At 65.0% G+C, this 17,547-nt stretch carries 13 protein-coding genes and 1 pseudogene; 2 read left to right on the top strand and 12 right to left on the bottom strand.

The features are described 5' to 3' along the window. The 5 genes from BKA07_RS00925 to BKA07_RS00905 all read right to left on the bottom strand — a co-directional run bounded on the left by BKA07_RS00925 (position 1) and on the right by BKA07_RS00905 (position 4,187). The gene (locus tag BKA07_RS00925; RefSeq protein WP_167949227.1) at positions 1 to 1,389 is read right to left on the bottom strand and encodes a uracil-xanthine permease family protein; all 1,389 of its coding nucleotides are present in this window, start codon (positions 1,387 to 1,389) and stop codon (positions 1 to 3) included. A 142-nt stretch (positions 1,390 to 1,531) separates the two neighbouring features. After that, complete coding sequence (locus tag BKA07_RS00920) at positions 1,532 to 2,113, bottom strand: hypothetical protein (RefSeq protein ID WP_167949226.1); 582 nt, start codon at positions 2,111 to 2,113, stop codon at positions 1,532 to 1,534. A gap of 76 nt (positions 2,114 to 2,189) precedes the next feature. Then, positions 2,190 to 2,990 (bottom strand): class I SAM-dependent methyltransferase, encoded by an 801-nt coding sequence (locus BKA07_RS00915; RefSeq protein WP_167949225.1) that lies wholly within the window; start codon positions 2,988 to 2,990, stop codon positions 2,190 to 2,192. Positions 2,991 to 3,198: 208 nt separating this feature from the next. Then, positions 3,199 to 3,558 (bottom strand): DoxX family protein, encoded by a 360-nt coding sequence (locus BKA07_RS00910; RefSeq protein WP_167949224.1) that lies wholly within the window; start codon positions 3,556 to 3,558, stop codon positions 3,199 to 3,201. Further along, positions 3,555 to 4,187: a TetR/AcrR family transcriptional regulator gene (locus BKA07_RS00905; protein ID WP_167949223.1), complete on the bottom strand. Its 633-nt coding sequence runs from the start codon at positions 4,185 to 4,187 to the stop codon at positions 3,555 to 3,557. The genes BKA07_RS00910 and BKA07_RS00905 overlap by 4 nt, the downstream gene beginning before the upstream one ends. A gap of 77 nt (positions 4,188 to 4,264) precedes the next feature. On the opposite strand from BKA07_RS00905, the gene BKA07_RS00900 reads away from it, so the two are divergent. Continuing rightward, on the top strand, positions 4,265 to 5,644 hold the full coding sequence (locus BKA07_RS00900; protein WP_245161788.1) for an Nramp family divalent metal transporter: 1,380 nt from the start codon (positions 4,265 to 4,267) through the stop codon (positions 5,642 to 5,644). Positions 5,645 to 5,704: 60 nt separating this feature from the next. Here the strand turns inward: BKA07_RS00900 and BKA07_RS00895 are convergent, their stop codons facing one another. From BKA07_RS00895 to BKA07_RS00885, 3 genes are all read right to left on the bottom strand, one after another. Next, positions 5,705 to 7,240, bottom strand: coding sequence for a lipase maturation factor family protein (locus BKA07_RS00895; RefSeq protein WP_209044039.1), 1,536 nt, complete (start codon positions 7,238 to 7,240; stop codon positions 5,705 to 5,707). Positions 7,241 to 7,494: 254 nt separating this feature from the next. Then, positions 7,495 to 9,744: a choline BCCT transporter BetT gene (betT, locus tag BKA07_RS00890; RefSeq protein ID WP_167952732.1), complete on the bottom strand. Its 2,250-nt coding sequence runs from the start codon at positions 9,742 to 9,744 to the stop codon at positions 7,495 to 7,497. Positions 9,745 to 9,932: 188 nt separating this feature from the next. Then, entirely contained in the window at positions 9,933 to 11,048 is a 1,116-nt protein-coding gene (locus BKA07_RS00885; RefSeq protein ID WP_167949222.1) for a hypothetical protein, read from the bottom strand. A 224-nt stretch (positions 11,049 to 11,272) separates the two neighbouring features. Between BKA07_RS00885 and BKA07_RS00880 the strand changes: the two genes are divergently transcribed. Continuing rightward, positions 11,273 to 11,935 (top strand): metal-dependent transcriptional regulator, encoded by a 663-nt coding sequence (locus tag BKA07_RS00880; RefSeq protein ID WP_167949221.1) that lies wholly within the window; start codon positions 11,273 to 11,275, stop codon positions 11,933 to 11,935. A 472-nt stretch (positions 11,936 to 12,407) separates the two neighbouring features. Here the strand turns inward: BKA07_RS00880 and BKA07_RS00875 are convergent, their stop codons facing one another. The 4 genes and pseudogenes from BKA07_RS00875 to BKA07_RS00860 form a co-directional block, all read right to left on the bottom strand. Continuing rightward, complete coding sequence (locus BKA07_RS00875) at positions 12,408 to 13,910, bottom strand: inorganic phosphate transporter (protein ID WP_167949220.1); 1,503 nt, start codon at positions 13,908 to 13,910, stop codon at positions 12,408 to 12,410. A gap of 752 nt (positions 13,911 to 14,662) precedes the next feature. Beyond that, positions 14,663 to 15,415: pseudogene (gene erm, locus BKA07_RS00870) on the bottom strand (23S ribosomal RNA methyltransferase Erm); the annotation flags it as partial. 437 nt (positions 15,416 to 15,852) lie between these two features. Continuing rightward, positions 15,853 to 16,446 (bottom strand): HdeD family acid-resistance protein, encoded by a 594-nt coding sequence (locus BKA07_RS00865; protein WP_167949218.1) that lies wholly within the window; start codon positions 16,444 to 16,446, stop codon positions 15,853 to 15,855. A gap of 41 nt (positions 16,447 to 16,487) precedes the next feature. Next, complete coding sequence (locus BKA07_RS00860; RefSeq protein WP_167949217.1) at positions 16,488 to 17,462, bottom strand: slipin family protein; 975 nt, start codon at positions 17,460 to 17,462, stop codon at positions 16,488 to 16,490. Positions 17,463 to 17,547 lie beyond the last annotated feature (85 nt).

Here is a 17,547-nt window from a genome sequence, read left to right as displayed (position 1 = left end):
TCAGATCCGGTAGTCACCCGCGCGCTGATCCAACTCACTGGGATCGTCGATCGGGGTTCTGCTCTTCGGGTGCCGATTCCTCCGGCCAGTGTGGTGGAAGAGCAGATTGAGCAGAACTGACACGAAGGCGGCCATCGCCACTCCGCTGCCCAACAGCGAAGCCGCATTGGGTGACAGCTGCGTGTACATGCCAGGAATGAGCACGGGCAGCAGACCCGCTGCCAGGCCGACCGTCGCTGTGATGAGGTTGCCCGTCTGGTTGAAGTCCACACGGGCGAGCATCTGCACGCCGAGGACTGCGATGATCGCGAACACCACGACCGCCGTGCCGCCGACGACCGCGGAGGGGATGCCGTTGAGGATTCGTGCCAAGGGGCTGACGCCGATGATGATGAGCAAGATGCCCGCGAACGCGGTGACGAACCGGCTGCGGACGCCGGAGGCACGCACGATTCCGACGTTCTCTCCACTGGTGACCATGGCGGGCGTGCCGAAGAGTCCACCGACGATGGTCACGATGCCATCGGCTCGGATGAGTTTGGGTACGTCCTTGCTCGGATCGACCTTCTTGTCGACGATCTCACCGTTGATGATCGTCTGCCCTGTCGCCTCAGCCATGGAGGCCAGCGCCCACAGCAGCATCGGAATCGCAGCGATGAGATCGAACTTCGGGGCTCCGAAGGGAAAGAGCGACGGGGCCGCGAGCAGCGGGCCTGCGGCCTGTGCGGAGAAATCCGTCGCACCCATGAAGGCTCCGACAATGGTGCCGCCGACGAGTCCGATCGCGATCGAGAGCTTGCCGAACATACCGCGTAGGAAGCGGAAGCTCAGCACTGTGATGGCAATGGTGATGAGACCGAGGAGCAGATTCTGCGGATCCCCGAAGCCCTCGGAGTCAGCCTCACCGACGATGAGCTTTCCCGTCACCTGCACGAGGTTGACCCCGATGACGATCACCATGATGCCGATGACAAGCGGCGGGAAGAATTTGAGCAGTTTGACGAAGAGGGTCACCGCGAGAATGTAGAAGACGCCTGTCAGAAGCACCGCGCCCACAGCGGTCTCGACGTCCGTGCCCTGCCCGATCGTGATGAAGAGGATGGTCGCTGCGCCCCCGGGCAGCATCACGAAGGGCAGCCGGACGCCGACCTTCCACACGCCGACCGACTGCAGGATCGAGCCGAGTCCGGAGAATACGAAGACCGCCGACAGAATCGCCGAGGTGGTGTCCTCCGACAGGTCCAGTGCGGTGGCGATGAGAAACACCGAGGAGATCGGTGTGGCCACCATGACCAGGACGTGCTGGATCGCGAAGGGGATGAGCCGATGCATCGGGCGCAGCTGGTCGACGGGGTGGGTGCCTTCGGTTGCCTCGGACGGTGCAGTCATTGGGCCTCTCCTTCGAAGCGCGTCATGTTCAGCCCTTGTCACATCAGTAGCCAAATCGATTTGTTCAATCCTGCACGGAAGCTCTGAGCATGTCAAGAGGCCGTCTGGATGACGGACGATGGGCACCGAAGGCGGCGCAGCCTCACGCGCTGGTGAAGCTGAGGACCATGAACACTGCGAAGGAGACGAACGGGGCCAGGATCGTGATGGTCATCGCGACGATGCCCTGGGTTCTGCTGCGACCGGTGACCGCAGAGACGATGCCCATGACGAGGCCGGTGATGCCGAGAGCCGCACCCAGGGCCTGGAGGCCGAACAGCACGAACGCCAGGTTCTGATACCAGCCGGGAGTATCGGTGAAATGGTAGCCGGATGAAGCTTGCATCGGCCCGATGGTGGCCCCGAGGATGATCGAGGAGATGAGGGACAGACCGGCCGCGACGATGGCCACGACCAAGGCTGCCTTGCCGAGGCGCTGGCGGTTCTCCTCCACGATCGAGGCCTCCGCAGCCGACGCGGCCGAGGTTCCCGAGTCGGCCGCGATCGAGGCTCGCGCGGCCCCCGAGGCTGCCGAAGCCCCTGGGGCCGTCGAGGCCCCAGAGCGCCCCGTGCCGGGAAGCGAAACTGCACCGGCCGCACCGCCACCCAGCGCGGGGGTGCGCGGCTGCTGAGCGGCCAGCTCGTCGTCGGTGGGCTGGGGATACATGAAGTCGGGGGAGGTCATGTCTTCGACACTATCCACGCCGACCCCGGTCCGCCCATGCGGCTTCCCTGTCCGCTGGGTCGGGAAAACCTGACACTCAGAGTTCGGCGGCGATGAAGAACCGCTTCTGGGTGACCGAGATGGGGGAGTTGCATTCCCACAGCAGATCGAGGGTGTCCAGATTGTCGGCCACGGTGAAGTCGGGGACATCCCAGGGGATGTAGGCGAGGTACTCGATGACCGCCTCGACGTCGGCGAACTCCATGGTTCCGATCCACTCATCGGCACCGGCGATGGTGAAACCCTGTGACTCGAGCGCGTCGATGCACGGTTCGAGTCGAATGTCCGGGGTCTGTGGCTCGCCGCGGAACCACTGTCTGAACTCACCGGCCTCCGTGCCGTCGACCTGTTGGGTGAGGAAGCGGCCATTCGGTATCAGCACGCGGGCGAGCTCGGCCGGATCGTAGCTCTCATGACGGTTCATCACGAGATCGAAGAAGCCATCGGTCCAGGGCATGGCTTCGCCGGTCTCGCTGTCGTATTCGCGGACGTCGATCCCGTATTCCTCCAGCGCCGAGGTGGCCAAGTCCAGGTTCGGTCGCCACCCCTCGCTGGCATGGACCGTGCGTTTTCGCCCTGCGCCACCGGCCGCTGCGCTACCGGCTCCTGCGCCACCGACGCCTGCGCTACCGGCCGCTGCGCTACCGGCGCCGGTGCCCACACGCCGGGCCGAATCGACGCGACGGACGAGGTCGCTGAGGCGCTCGCCGCCACCGGTGCCCATGTCCAGGCACGCGGTCGAAGCGGCCATCGCCTCGGCGCAGGTCGTCTCGAAGTCCCATGGCGGATCGTCGGCCACGAGCCTGGTGCCGAGCGCGGCGAAGTCCCACCCGGTCATGACCGCGCTCTCGTGGATCCATGTCCAGCGTGCGTATCGGTCCTCTGCAGATTCGGCGACGGTGCCAACTCCTTCGTCGTGCCGCGCGTCATAGTGCGGTAATGGTCGCAAAATCGCCGTTCTTCGACCATATCCCCACTATTGAGTCTGTCGAGCGCGAAGGCAAGCGCTGCGACGGCCCCGCTGCGAAGGCCTCCCTGCGACAGGTTCAGACGAGGAAGCAGAAGACGAGGATGAGGATATTGAGTGCGAGCATCCCCAGGCAGTTGAGCCAGAAGTCGCGGCCGACGTAGCCCGCACGAAGATGTGCGATGGCGGCAGTGAGGAAGTAGGCGATGAGTCCGATGACCGCGGCCAGCCCGACCCCGGGAACCCAGAAGCCGGCGACGAGGCCGATCGCAGCAAGGAACTTCACGACAGCGAGCACCCACCACCAGTCGCGAGGGAGTCCGACCCCGTCGAGGCAGACGGCAATGAACTTCGGTGGCGTGAAGGTCAGGACGCCGTCGACGAGGACGATGAGGGCCATCACCGCCACCGGCCACCACGGTTCGGGGAGCAGTGTCATAGGGGTCTCCTCAGTTGAGTGTGGAATGCGATGCTGCTCGACAGTGCCTCGGTCGCCTCTTCGAGGCCCATGTCGCTGGCCGCCCATCGGAACAGGATGCCCAGATAGGAGTCGTAGAGTGCCGCGGCGCTGGCCTGTGCATATGCCCGACTGATCCCGATCGAGGCCAGGCTCGAGGACAGCTGGTCCTGCAGGTCGGTCGCCAGGCTCTCGAACACCTGGGGCTTGCCGACCGCGCGCATCAGCGCGGCCGCATAGTCCCTGGACAGGTCCTCGTGCGAGGCGAAGAACTCGAGGAAGGGCAGGAAGATCTCCAGCAGATGCTTCTGCACCGCCGAGGCGGCGCCCGCTCCGCTGTGTGCCCCGGTTGCGGCACGCGTCCGTGCCGGCAGGACGTAGGTCCCGGACTGGAGCTGTCCGATCCACCGGTCGTAGCAGCGGACGAGGAGGACGTCCTTGTCGCCGGCAGACATCACTCTGCCCACGGACACCTCGGCGCGCTCGGCAATGCCCCTGATGGTCGTGGCCCGGTAGCCGAGCTCGAGGAACAGATCAGCGGCGGCGGAGATGATCCTCTCCTCGGTTCTCAACCGGCGATCGGTCCGTGAGTGAACTTGTTCAGTGGGCATAGTCGGATCTTAGGCCTTTCCATCTTCGGCTACCAGAGGATCTTGCTCGCCAGCAAAAGTTAATGTACGTTAACTTCATGAACGTCGATCGATCGCGCAACGGCAGCCCCACACCGTCCGGGACCACCCCATCAGCGACTCCTGGCGCCCAGTCGCGGAGCAGTGCGCGAACGACCTCGAGTCGCTCGACCTCAGGACGGTCGACCTCGAACCGTTCGGGTTCGAACCGGTCGAACGACAGGCCCGCGAAGAAGGTCTCGACTCTCTTCCTCCTGGGCCCGGCCTTCGTCGCCGCGATCGCATACGTCGATCCCGGCAACGTCGCGGCCAACCTCACCGCCGGCGCCGAGTACGGATATCTGCTCGTGTGGGTCCTCGTCGCGGCCAACCTCATCGCCGTCCTCGTGCAGTACCTGTCCTCGAAGCTCGGTCTGGTCTCCGGGCAGTCCCTGCCGAGTCTGCTCGGCGAGCGGCTCAGCCGCAGATCCCGTCTGGCGTACTGGGCGCAGGCGGAGATCGTCGCCATCGCCACCGACCTCGCCGAGGTGATCGGCGGCGCCATCGCCCTGAAGATCCTCTTCGACCTGCCGCTCCTGCTGGGCGGGATCATCGTCGGCGTCGTGTCCCTGTTCCTGCTCTCGATCCAATCCACCCGCGGTCAGCGCCCCTTCGAAACCGTCATCATCGCCCTGCTGGCAATCATCGCCATCGGCTTTTTAGCAGGCTTGTTCGTCGGTGATGTGAACTGGGGGCAAGCGGCAGGTGGAATCATGCCCAGGCTGGAGGGCACGAACTCGGTGGTGCTCGCCGCGAGCATGCTCGGCGCCACCGTGATGCCGCATGCGATCTACCTGCATTCGGCACTGTCGGTCGACCGGCACGGCAAGAACCCCCGGGCGACGATTCCCCAGCTGCTCAGGGCCAGCCGCTGGGACGTCGTGGCCTCCCTCGTCATCGCCGGTTCGGTGAATATCGCCATGCTGCTGCTGGCCGCCGCCTCGCTGCGCGGTCAGGAGGGAACCGACACGATCGAGGGCGCGCATGCGGTCGTGACGGCCAACCTCGGCGAGGTGGTGGGACTGTTCTTCGGCATCGGACTGCTCGCCTCGGGTCTGGCCTCGAGCGCAGTAGGCTCCTATGCGGGCGCTTCGATCATGCAGGGGCTGCTGCGCATCAACGTGCCGATCGTATGGCAGCGCGCGGTGACGATGATCCCCGCGCTCATCGTTCTGGGCATCGGCGCGGACCCCACCTGGTCGCTCGTGCTCAGTCAGGTCGTGCTCAGCCTCGGCATCCCATTCGCGATGATTCCCCTGGTCAGGCTGACGATGAACCGGACGGTGATGGGCCGGTACGCGAACTCACGGATCATCACGATCGTCGCGACCGCAGCCTCGAGCCTCATCATCGTCCTCAACGTCGTCCTCATCGTGCTCCTGGCCCTGGGCATCGACTGAGTCGGTCGTACATGAGCGGATGTGTCCGGCACGCCCGTGCGCAGTCGCACCGGCCGAGCCTCACCGGTCCCGCAGGTCCGTGGGCTCGACCATGGTCCGGGGGTTCGATCGCACCCACCACGGCCGAGGCGCTCCTTCCCTTCGTGCCTGTCGCCGTTCCTCCCCGGTGGCGTATCGGTAGGTGAAGACCCGGACGCGGATGAGCGCCGGGGCCCGCCCGTCGAAGGGATCGGGGCCCAACTGCGTGCGGATCTGCTCATCCCCGGAGCCGATGCGCTCGAGGAGACGGTAGAACCAGGCCTGCCGGTAGTCGCCGAGGGCCGCGAACCACATCAGCCAGTCCAGGCGCAGGTGATAGGGCGCGACGATCGGGGAGCGGCGGTCGACGTCACCGGGTTTGCCCTTGAACGCATAGGGCCTCCAGCCGCCCGAGTCCATCGTCGCCTCGGGGTCGAGACTGCCCTCGATGATGATCTCGTCGCGGGACTCGGTCATCGACCCGAAGGCACCGTAGGCGTTGCCCAGGCCCCACCGGTTGAAGCCGGCGTTCATCAGCTGACCAGGCGAGAAGAGGTTGCGCAGGGCGGGGACGCTGAGCACGCACTGCCAGACGACGAAGGCGGTGACGAGGATCGCCCACCACAGGGGGAAAGCCTGCGACGAACCGAGTGCGCCGGTCGATGCAGACGCGCCGGCCACCTCGGCGCCGGGCAGACCCGACAGGCCCCACCCGGGCCACGGACCGCCGACGATCCAGGCGAAGAAGGAGTCGCTGATCCCGGCGAACGCGAGCAGGATCGTCGCCCAGTTCAGCCACGCGTAGTTGCCCGAGACGACGAGCGCCAACTGCGTGATGATGATCGCGGCGGCGGCAAAGGAGGCGATGGGCTGGGGCAGGAAGAGCAGCCACGGTGCGATGAGCTGGACGACGTGGCTGCCCAGCGTCTCCCCGCGATGCCACCACACCGGCATGAGGTGGGCTCGGCGGCTGAAGGGTCCCGGCATCGGCTGGGTCTGATGGTGGTAGTCCATGGCGGTCAGATCCCGCCAGGAGCTGTCCCCGCGCATCTTGATCATGCCCGCCCCGAATTCGACGCGGACGACGAACCAGCGGAGGAAGCCGATCATCAGCAGAGAGGGAGCCACCTCGTGGGAGCCTAAGAACCCGACGAGGAAGCCGGCCTCGAGCAGAAGCGACTCCCAGCCGAAGCCGTAGAAGCGCTGACCGATGCTCGAGATCGAGAAGTAGAGCCACCACATGAGCAAGAACACGGGGATCGTCGTCCACGCGGGCCCGGCCTGGGGGATGCCGGCGACGACGGTCGCGGCCGTCACCATGCCGATGCCGCACACGATGCGCAGCCGCCGGTCCGAATAGGTGAAGCGCTTCCACCGGAACAGGCTCGGTGCCTGGTCGGCGGTGGTTGCGGCGATGAATCGTGGTGCCGGGGTCAGCCCATGCTCACCCAGCAGGGCGGGGAACTGGTTCCAGGCGCTGAGGAAGGCGATGAAGAACAGAACAGCGAAGCCGCGTTGCAGCACTTCGCGGGCGATCGTATAGTCCTCGGCGGCCAAGACCGACAGCACCGTGGCCATGTCCACGGCGACCACCTCCCGGTTCACGCGTCCGTATGCTTCTCGACGTCCCTGCCTCGACTATGGTCCGGTCGCTCGAGTTGTGCAAGACCCCGACCGGCCTCGACCGGTGCCGTGAATGCGCCGAGGCTGCCCCCGGTGTCGGGGACAGCCTCGGTTCACGTGTGGTCGGGTTCACCGACCGCCGGGCTCAGTGCTCGGGCACTGGGCTGACCGCTCAGGCACTGCGCACTGCTCGGGCACTGTGCGGACCGTCAGGAGGGATCGTATGCCGGTTCCTGATCGATCTCCTCGTCGATCTCCTCGACCTCATCCGCCGAGGTGGGCACGGCCGGGATCGAGTCCGTTGCCGGCGGCGTCGGAGGAGTCACGACCGACTGGTACGAGTGCTCGTGTGAGTAGGCGAGGAACGACAGATGGTTCTCGTAGCGGTCGAGGACGTCGTCGATGATCTGCTGGCTGCTCAGACCCATGAGGTCATACCCCTCGGAACCGGTCTGGGTGAACACTTCGATCCGGTAGTACACGTCGTCACCACGAGCGACGTTGCGCCCGCCGAACGAAGGCACATTGTGTTCGACAGCGGCGATCTGATACTGGAAGTCGCGCTGCTCGCCCATGTCGACGATCAGTGTGGACTCCGTGATCCCCGACTCCGTGTTCGGATCCTGGGTCAGATTGACGGTGTAGTCGAGTTCGCGGAATTCGGCGGCCACAGCCTCGAGTGCGGGTTCGACCACCTCGTTGACGAAGCGGTTGACCGCCTTCTCCGACGGGTAGGACCGCAGGGTCGCCAGCCGCTGACGCCAGGTCTTCTCCGGAGTCCTGCCACCGTGGGCGGCCGTGGACCGACGCTTGCGGATCCGGCCTTCCCGCTCTGCTCTCTCCATGCGCAGGACCTTGGAGAAGGAGGCCATGACGAGGTAGGCGATGACCGTCACCGGCAGAGCGAAGATCAGCGTCGCGTACTCCATCGTCGTCACACCGCCGGCGACGAGCATGGCGATGGTCAGCACCGCAGTCACGAGGGCCCAGAAGATGCGCAGCCATTTGGCTCCGTCCTCGGCGGGGTTCGGAATGGTGGAGCTGAAGTTCGACATCACCATGGCGCCCGAGTTCGCGCTCGTGAGATAGAACAGCAGTCCCGAAAGGGTCGCGATCCCGATGAGGAGCGTCGCCCCCGGGAACATCTCGAGGAGGTGGTACCACCCCTGCTCCGGTGAGTCGATCGCCAGCTGTGCGAATTCGGAGTTGCCGTCGAAGACCTCCGACAGGGCGGAGTTTCCGAAGATCGAGACGATGATGAAGTCGCAGAGTACCGGTGCGGTGATCGCGGCGATGACGAACTCACGCAGAGTGCGGCCGCGGGAGATGCGGGCGAGGAACAGACCGACGAAGGGCCCCCAGGCCAGCCAGAATGCCCAGAAGAACAGTGTCCAGGCGCCCATCCACTCGGAGCCGTCGCTGACATAGGCGAAGGTGGTCAGGGTGCGTTCGGGGAGTGAGAAGACGAACCGGCCGATGTTCTCGACCAAGGCATTGAGCAGGAATGCGGTCTGGCCGGTGACGAGGATGTAGAGCATCATCGCGGCACAGCACCAGAGGTTGAGCTCGGAGACCAGGCGGATTCCCTTGTCCACGCCCGAGGTGCATGCGGCGACCGTCATCACCACGGCGACGAGGACGAGGCCGATCTGGAGGGCGAGGCCCTGAGGCAGCCCGAAGAGGGTGGAGAAGCCGACATTGAGCAGGACGACGCCGATGCCCATCGAGGTGGCCACGCCGAAGACTGTGCCGACGAGGGCGAAGATGTCGATGACGTCACCGGTGGCGCCGCGGACCCGCTTGCCCAGCAGCGGGTAGAGGACTGCACGGATCGACAGCGGCATGCCCCAGCGATAGGCGAAGTAGCCCATGGCCATGCCGAGCAGCGAGTACATCGACCAGCCGGCGATTCCGTAGTGGAACATGGTCCACACGACGGCGTCCTGAGCGGCGGCCGCGGACTCCGGATCGACGTCGACCGGTTGGAGGAACTGGGTGATCGGTCCCGTCACGGAGTAGAAGAGCATGTCGATGCCCACGCCCGCGGCGAAGAGCATCGCAACCCAGGTGAAGAGGTTGTACTGTGGCCTCGAGTGATCCGGCCCCAGGCGGACCGAGCCTTCCTTGGACAGAGCGACCCAGAGGACGAAGAAGATGACGACGGTGATCGTGAGGACGTAGTACCAGCCGAGGTTGGTCGCGATCCAATCGACTGCGGTCTTCATCGTCGTCTGGGCGGTGCCCGGCATGAGCATCGCCCAGATGGAGAAGGCGAGGATCACCGCCGAGGAGATGAGGAAGACCTTCCAGTTGACCCGGGATCCCCGTTCGTCCGAGAGCTCGGCGGGAGCTCGGCTCATTTCCGTGCTGGAGATCGGAGGGAGCTTCTCGGGGTCGACGTCTCGGCTCGGTCTGTCGGTTCCGCCGAAGCGCTCACGCTCGACGATGGGCCGTTTCATCTTCTCGTCGTTGGGCTCTTGCACGCATTACCTCCGGTCGGAAAATCTGGACTTGCCCAAATCGGGCACCGATCCATCTTAGACTCTCGGTGTTCTGCCAGAGACTCTGCCCCCTGCTCTCAGGGTCCGGTCGTTACCTTTCGGTAGTCCGCGGGCCCGCTTGCGAAGGGGTCATGTCGGCCCCGCTCTCAGGGGCGGATCCTGCCGGTGCGTGCGAGGCGACTGACCGCCTCGGCGAAGGCCCGGGACTGCTCGGGGTCACCGCCGACCACACGCATGTCCTGACTGTCACGGAAGTGCGCAGTCGTCAGCAGGTCGGGGCCCATGCGCTGCGAATCGGCTCCCGTCAGCTGTCCGGGGCTGGCCTGTTCGAGAACGAAGGTCCGATCTGATCCGAGGATGGAGGCGCGGACGAACCTCTGATTCGTGGCAATGAGCATCTGCGGTTCGGCAGTGCGTTCGCTCTTGAAGTGCATGAGCAGCTCCTCGCCTCGGCGGAGCATGTCGTGCGGTGGCGAACCAGGGCAGGCCTGTCGCTGCGCTCGAGGACCGAACCGCGCCTGACGACGCCGCTGTCGAGCACTCTGCCTGGGATGGGCCGCGTCGTAGCGACTGACCCGGGCGATGGCCCAGGCGCGAGCACCGATGAGGGTGAGCAGGCTCAGGGGCAGAGCGAGTGCGGCGATGGTCAGTGCTGTGCCGGTCCGCTGATCCGGGAGGAAGAAGAACCATGCGGTGATGCCGAGGCCGACGATGAACATGACGATCATGGCGGTGATGAAGAGTCCGCGGCGATCGCGGTTGAACGCCTCGGCGACGGCTGCGAGGGTGAACCCGATGCTGGCGGCGGCCCAGCACAGGAGGAACAGGGCGAGGGCGGGCAGCGGCGACGCGGTGTAATCGCCCCACACCGTTCCCAGAGTTCCCGGGAACTCGGCGAACGAATGCCAGATGAACACCGATGCCATGCAGAAGACCGCGAAGATCGGTCCCACGGACAGCACCTTGTACCAGGCCTGACGGATGAAGCCGGTGTAGGAGTCGGGCGCCCGGGGGATATGTGCGTCTGCGGCCGCTTCGCGTGTCGTCGGCGAGTCATCGTCGTCGAAGAAGATGATCGCAACCGAGTGGTAGAGGCCGAGCATGCCGAAGCAGACCATTGCAGCGTTCTTGGGATCGAAATCTCCGCGGCCGACCCGGGGATCGATCCCGGCGTTCACGAGTGCGAAGATGACCAGCATGAAGACAGTGAGCGTGACTGCGTAGACCAGGGTCGTGCTGAATCTGTGAGTTCTGAACTTCATGCTGTGATTGTTCCACTTCGCCGCACCCTGAACGGCGCACGCTTGTGCCAGATCTGTGTCGCGCTCGGCTCGTCCGATGCCCAACCTGAACCTACCCGACGGCCAGGTTCAGGTTCGTCCTGTTTCGTCCGGTGACCAGCTCAAGGAGCCCGAGGAGACAGGGCCACTGTCATCTGCGACCACGGACGAGGACCGAATCCGATCCCATCGGCTACGCTGAGCGCATGCGTGCAGGCGAAGTGTCCGAGGTCAGCCAGGACTACCTCAAGGCGATCTGGTCGGCCCAGGAATGGGGCGGGACGCCGATGACGGCCACTGAGCTGGCGAACCGCTTCGGCACCACGAAGGCCAATGCCACCGAGGTGCTCAAGCGTCTCGACGATCTCGGCCTCATCGTCCGTGTGCCCTATCGGCCACCGGTGCTCACCGCCGAGGGACAGGCGATCGCGCTGTCGATGGTGCGCCGGCACCGACTGCTCGAGACCTTCCTCGTCGAGTCCCTGGGGTATGGCTGGGACGAGGTCCACGACGAGGCGGAGATCCTCGAGCATGCTGCCTCGGACAGGCTCGTCGACCGCATCGACGCGTTTCTCGGTCGTCCCCGGTCCGACCCCCACGGCGATCCGATCCCCGACCCCGATGGGCAGATCCAGTCCCATGATTCCTCGCTCCTCCTCGCCGAGGCGGCTCCCGGGTCCTACGAGGTCATCCGGGTCTCCGACGCCGACCCCACGGTCCTCGCCCACCTCGCCGAGGTGGGCGTGCGCCCGGGTGCGCACGTCGAGGTTGCTGACGCTGGGATCGCAGCAGTGCCCGTCGAGGTCGACGGCAGATCGATCGAGATCGATCGGACGGTCGCCTCGGCGGTATATCTGACAGCGACCTGAGCATGACGCCGAGGTCCCAGGACTTCTCCTGAGCCTGCGGCCACTCGTGCCACACCTGGGTCACGAAGGGAACCCACGGAACTCAGGCACGTTGCGTGATCTGACGGTTCTTCGGGGGCCAGAAGAAGGGGTCGGGGGTCGATTGTCCGCAAAGACTTGAAGAGTGAGTTGCAGAGGACCGGGGTGAAGTCGGTGACGCGAGCCTGTTCGGCGGTTCGCACCCAGTCCGGTCCGGCGTGGCGATTCCGTTTCGAGATGTCTGCAAACGCGAGCCCCTTGCAGCTGGGCGGCAGTGCCTGGGGCGAGTGGCTGAGGAGAGCGCGGGCCCATTGGAGGGACTCCTCCGCGGAGAACCCTGGCCAGTTTTCGTCGGCTTCCAGTGACATGACGGCACCGTCTTCTCGGGGGCGCGTCGCGGCCCGGACCAGGGCGTCTGCTGTTGGTCCGGGCCGCCGTGATGAGCGGTTGCGACTCAGCCGAAGAACGTGCGGATGGTGAGAACGCCGATGGCGCCGATGCTCGCGGCGGCGGGCAGTGTGATGACCCAGGCCATGGCGATCGGCTTCATGAGCTTCCAGTTCGCCGAGCGGTTGACCAGACCCACGCCGATGATCGCACCGATGAGGATGTGGGTCGAGGAGACGGGCAGACCGCTGATCGAGGCTGCCATGACGACGCCTGCGGCGGCGAGTTCGGCGGCGAAGCCTGATGCCGGGTGGATCTCTGTGAGCTTGGTCCCGACCGTGGCGATGACCTTGCGGCCGATGAACCAGAGGCCGGCGATGAGGGCGATTCCGCAGGTGAGCATGGCCGCGAACGGCACGGTCGCCTCGGCGTCGACTGTCCCTGTCCTGAGCACGTCGAGGACGGCGGCGAAGGGCCCGATCGCGTTCGCAATGTCATTGGAGCCGTGGCTGAAGGCGAACGCCGAAGCGGTGAACACCTGCATCCAGGAGAAGAGGATGTAGGTTGCCCGGGGCACGGTCTGTTTGCGCAGGGTCTTCGCGAAGACGAACACCGCCATCCACACGGCGAGGCCGATCATCGCCATGACGAGGATGCCGCCGACGGTGCCGATGGCCACGTCGATGTTCTTCAGGCCCTTGAACAGGAGCATCGCGGTGATGATGACCGCGGCACCGGCGGCGATGACCGGAACCCAGCGCTGCAGTGTGGAGTGCGAACCGATCGTCGTCTCGTTCGATTTCGCGGCATCGGTCCCGAAATCGGTTGCCGGCTCAGCGGCATGCGCGTCGCCGCTGGTCGGGGCCAGCATATGCGGCTTCAGGGTGTGAGAGAGGGCGTCGCCGAGGACGTACTTCTTGATCGTGCCGTAGATGAGGAAGGCGACGAGGGCGCCGAGTGCGGGGGAGAGGACCCAGGAGATCGCGATCATGCCGACCTCCGACCACTGCACCATGGCGAATCCGCCGGTGCCGGTGACGAAGCCGATGGTCAGGGAAGCACCGATGATGCCGCCGATGATCGAGTGCGTGGTCGAGACCGGCCACCCCATGCGAGTGGCGAGCAGCAGCCACACTGCGGCACCGAGCAGGGCCGCCATCATGATGTAGACGAATTCCATCGGGTCGAGGGAGACGGCGCCGAGGTCGACGATTCCGCTCTTGATGGTGTCGGTGACCTCTCCGCCGGCGAGCAGAGCGCCGCTGACTTCGAACACGGCTGCGACGAGGAGAGCCTGCTTCATCGTCAGTGTGCCTGCGCCCACCGAGGTGCCGAATGAGTTGGCCACATCGTTGCCGCCGATGTTGAAGGCCATGAACGCGCCGAAGATGACTGTCGTGATCAGCACCATGCGAGGGGCGCCGGAGCCGACGTAGTCGAATGACCACAGAGTGAAGGCGATGAGGGTGATCGCGAGCAGCGCACCGAAGGCCAGGTGCCAGCGGCGATCATTGCTGCGGCCGACGGTCTGCGTCGGTGTGAAGGTCTCCGGGGCCAGAGCCTGGGTCATGCGCTTCTCCTAGCGAGGATCATGAGATGTGTTTCCAGCTGTCTCCCATGATTCGCATGCTTGATGTCCGCCAGGTTAAGGAGAAGGTGAACGGACGGTGAATCAACGAATCGGACCGCGCGAACAGCAGATGCACACTGAGTGCAGATCCCCGGGAGTTCACGTGACGTTCCAGGTCAGATGGTATGCGCAGGATGGTTGTCGCCGGCTCGGCGGCCACTTTCACGAGTCGTGTTTCGCGCTGTGATGATGGACACGTGGGCACGCGGACAGACACGCAGGCACGCAGGCACGCAGGCACGAGGGCCCGGCGACGCGCGCACACCACACGTGGGCACGAATGACTCGTGCCCACGTGTGGTGTGAATCCCCGCCGACGGAAGTCGCTCGGCCGGCTGCTGCCGTCAGCCGCGGCGTCGCGGGAGATTCCACCGCGGTTGAGGCTGTGACGGCTTGCCGTGCTGGGGCATGTATCCGCGTTCGGCCTGTAAGTGGCCCTTGTCGTGGCTCTTCGCCTTGACATCGGCATCGAGGCCGGGGATCTGCGCCTCGAGCTTCTTGTTCGCCTGCTCGGCGCCGATGATCGGAACTTCGCCCGTGATCACCGGCGTCTGGGCGATTGTGGGAATCTCGCCGGTTCCGGACGGAATGCTCTGCTTCTCGGTTCTCTTGTCGTCTCGCATGGTGCTTCCCTTCTCTCCTGATCTGCTGGTCTGCTTCGGTGCAGCTGCCGGGGCGCTGCTCGTGTGCAGGGCCGAATACAGTCCGGCCCACTGTTCTGGATCGAGGTCTCGCGGCAAGGTGTCTCCTCTGACGTCGTTGCGGTCCATGGTCGATTGCAGCGTGGAACTGTCGGTGAGGTTCATCTTCGTGAGGATTCCTTTCATTCCGCGTCCGCGTCCGGTGAAGGCTGCGCGGACGAACTGCTGGTAGTCGGACCTGTGCCGGAACGGCACGAGGCTGGTCATCAAGCGCTCGATGGTGAGGATTCCACCGTCGACGCTGGGCTTCGGTGTGAACGCGTGCGCCGGGACCCGTTCGATGAGTCGGAAGTCGAACCAGGGCGCCCATTGGGCGGTCATCATGGTCGATCCGCCGACGCCGGCGCGTTTGCGTGCGACTTCCCATTGGGTAAGCAGAATGGCGCTCTGCCATTTCTTGGCACGCAGAAGTCTGCGCAGTATGGGCGTGGTCAGGTGGAACGGCAGGCTGCCGACGATCACCGGCTGGTCGATCCGGGAGTTCAGGACGTCTGCGTGTCTGACCTGGGCGCGCGGGAATGAGTGTTCAAGGTGAGAGATCCTCGTCTCGTCGAGTTCCACGAGCGTGAGTGGTCGGCCGAGCGTGTACAGCTGGGCAGTCACCGCGCCGGTGCCGGGACCGATCTCCAGGATGGGGCCGGTGGTGGCGCGGGCCAAGTTCGCGATCGTGTGCAGGGCTGAGCGTGAATGCAGGAAGTTCTGGCCGAGTTCGTGTCGGCCGCCGAATGATGAATGAGGTCGCATGGGCGCGCTCCGGAAGTGAAGAGTGGAGCACCCAAGGCAACGCAATGCGCAGTGACGAGTGTCAGTGGTTTGCGACTTCGCCCCGGATGCAGATGATCGTCCGGGTTGACAGCGCGCTGCTGCAGATCCTGCTCGTTCGACTCGACGGTGGCAGGTCCGTCAGTGGACCGATGCCGCCGAGGCTTCGATGAGGTCAGCGGATCACAGAAAGTGAGTCGAGCGCGCCGTCAGGCGCGGCGATCACGAATGTAGAAGCTGAGCGCTGTCATTGCGCTGCGATTCAATGTTCCCATGTCGAATAAGTTAGCACGGAGCCTGGCCGATGTTCCAGAGTTTGAACCAAATTTGTGAGGAATCGAGTCGAACCGGTCGTAGGCCTCCACGTAGAAGGCCATGGCTCCCCACAGGGAGGATCCTTGCGCCGAGGCGGCCCGGCCCTATTCGATGACTTCGCCGCTGATGATGTCGCCGCCGTCGTCCGGCGGCTTGCGGTGCGGATCCTGTCGGATGGCCTGAGCTGTCTTCCGCAGACGCCAGCCGAGAGCGACGAGGGCGATGCCGACGACGACGATGAAGGCCGCGAGGGTGAAGATGAGCGCGGTGATTCCGGCCTGGGGCGCGAAGAGGAAGAAGCCGCCGAGGACGATTCCGGCAATTCCGATGGTCGTCAGCAGCCACCACGTCCTCACCCCCACACGTCGGATGAACAGCGAGGCGGTGACGGCGAGGAAGCCGAAGAAGATGATCGCGAACCCGGTCAGGACGGTGACGAAGGCCGCGAAGAACATAGGGGAGAAGAAGATGAGGGCACCCAGGAGGATGAGGATGACGGACCGGGCCACCAGACTCCCCGTGCGCCCGCCCTTCGGTGCGAGGACCAGGGAGGAGACGGCGATCACGGCCAGCCAGGCGGCGAAGATGCGCACTACCACCTCGGCGGTGGCTCCGGGCCACACCATCATGAGGAGTCCGACCAGGAAGGCGATGACTCCGTTGACGATGACTGTTCTGCTGGCGCGCTTCAAGTCCATGGCCCCAGCCTAGTCACTCGGAATGGAAGCTCGCTGAGCGCTCAGGTTCTGTCTCCCGTCTCCCGCTCTTCCTCGCTCGGAGCATGTCTCGGTTCGTCTGCCTCTACCGGGTCGGTCTCCGCCTGCTCCTCCGTCAGCTTCACCGAGGCGGCCAGGGCCCGCATCATCTCGTCGATGTCGGCCGACTGCTGAGAGGAGTGACCGTCAGCAGCGTCCTCCGCCGAGGTGCTCGTGGCGGTGACACCGCCGCCACCGGTGCCCTTCGGGGTGTTCCCCTCGAGGAAGCGCAGCAGCTCGACGGGGAAGGGCAGGACCAGGGTCGAGTTCCTCTCCGCGGCGACTTCGACGATGGTCTGGAGCAGACGCAGCTGCAGAGCCGAGGGAGTGTCCGACATCGCCTCGGCGGCCTCAGCGAGTTTGTTCGAGGCCTGGAGCTCACCATCGGCGATGATCACACGGGAACGGCGTTCGCGTTCGGCTTCGGCCTGACGCGACATCGATCGCTTCATCGACTCCGGCAGAGCGACATCCTTGATCTCGACCCGGTCGATGTGGACACCCCAGTCGACGGCCGGGTTGTCGATCATGATGGCCAGGCCCTGGTTGAGCCGCTCGCGGTTCGTGAGAAGATCGTCGAGTTCGCTCTGGCCGATGATCGAGCGCAGCGAGGTCTGCGCCACCTGCCCGACGGCGAGCTGATAGTCCTCGACGTCGACGATCGCCTTGCGCGGATCGACGACCTTGAAATAGATGACAGCATCGACCCGGACCGTGACGTTGTCGCGGGTGATTCCCTCCTGGGCGGGGATCGGCATGGTGATGATCTGCAGATTGACCTTCTCCAGCCTGTCCACGAAGGGCACGATGGCCGTCATGCCCGGCGATTTCGCGTCGCTCGAGACTCGCCCCAAGCGGAACACGACACCACGCTCGTACTGTTTGACGATCCTCAGACTGTTTCCCAGGCCGATGGCACCGAGCACGATCAGTCCGAAGATGATGGATAGGACCAACATCGAATCGCCTCCTCCGACGATTGCCTGTCTTTTCACAGTACCCCCGCTGCAGCGAAAAAGACCCGTCGCGGCGACAATGTCGAGG

It is taken from the genome of Brevibacterium marinum, assembly GCF_011927955.1.
Taxonomy (GTDB): Bacteria; Actinomycetota; Actinomycetes; order Actinomycetales; family Brevibacteriaceae; genus Brevibacterium; species Brevibacterium marinum.
This window is presented reverse-complemented; position numbering and strand designations above follow the sequence as displayed.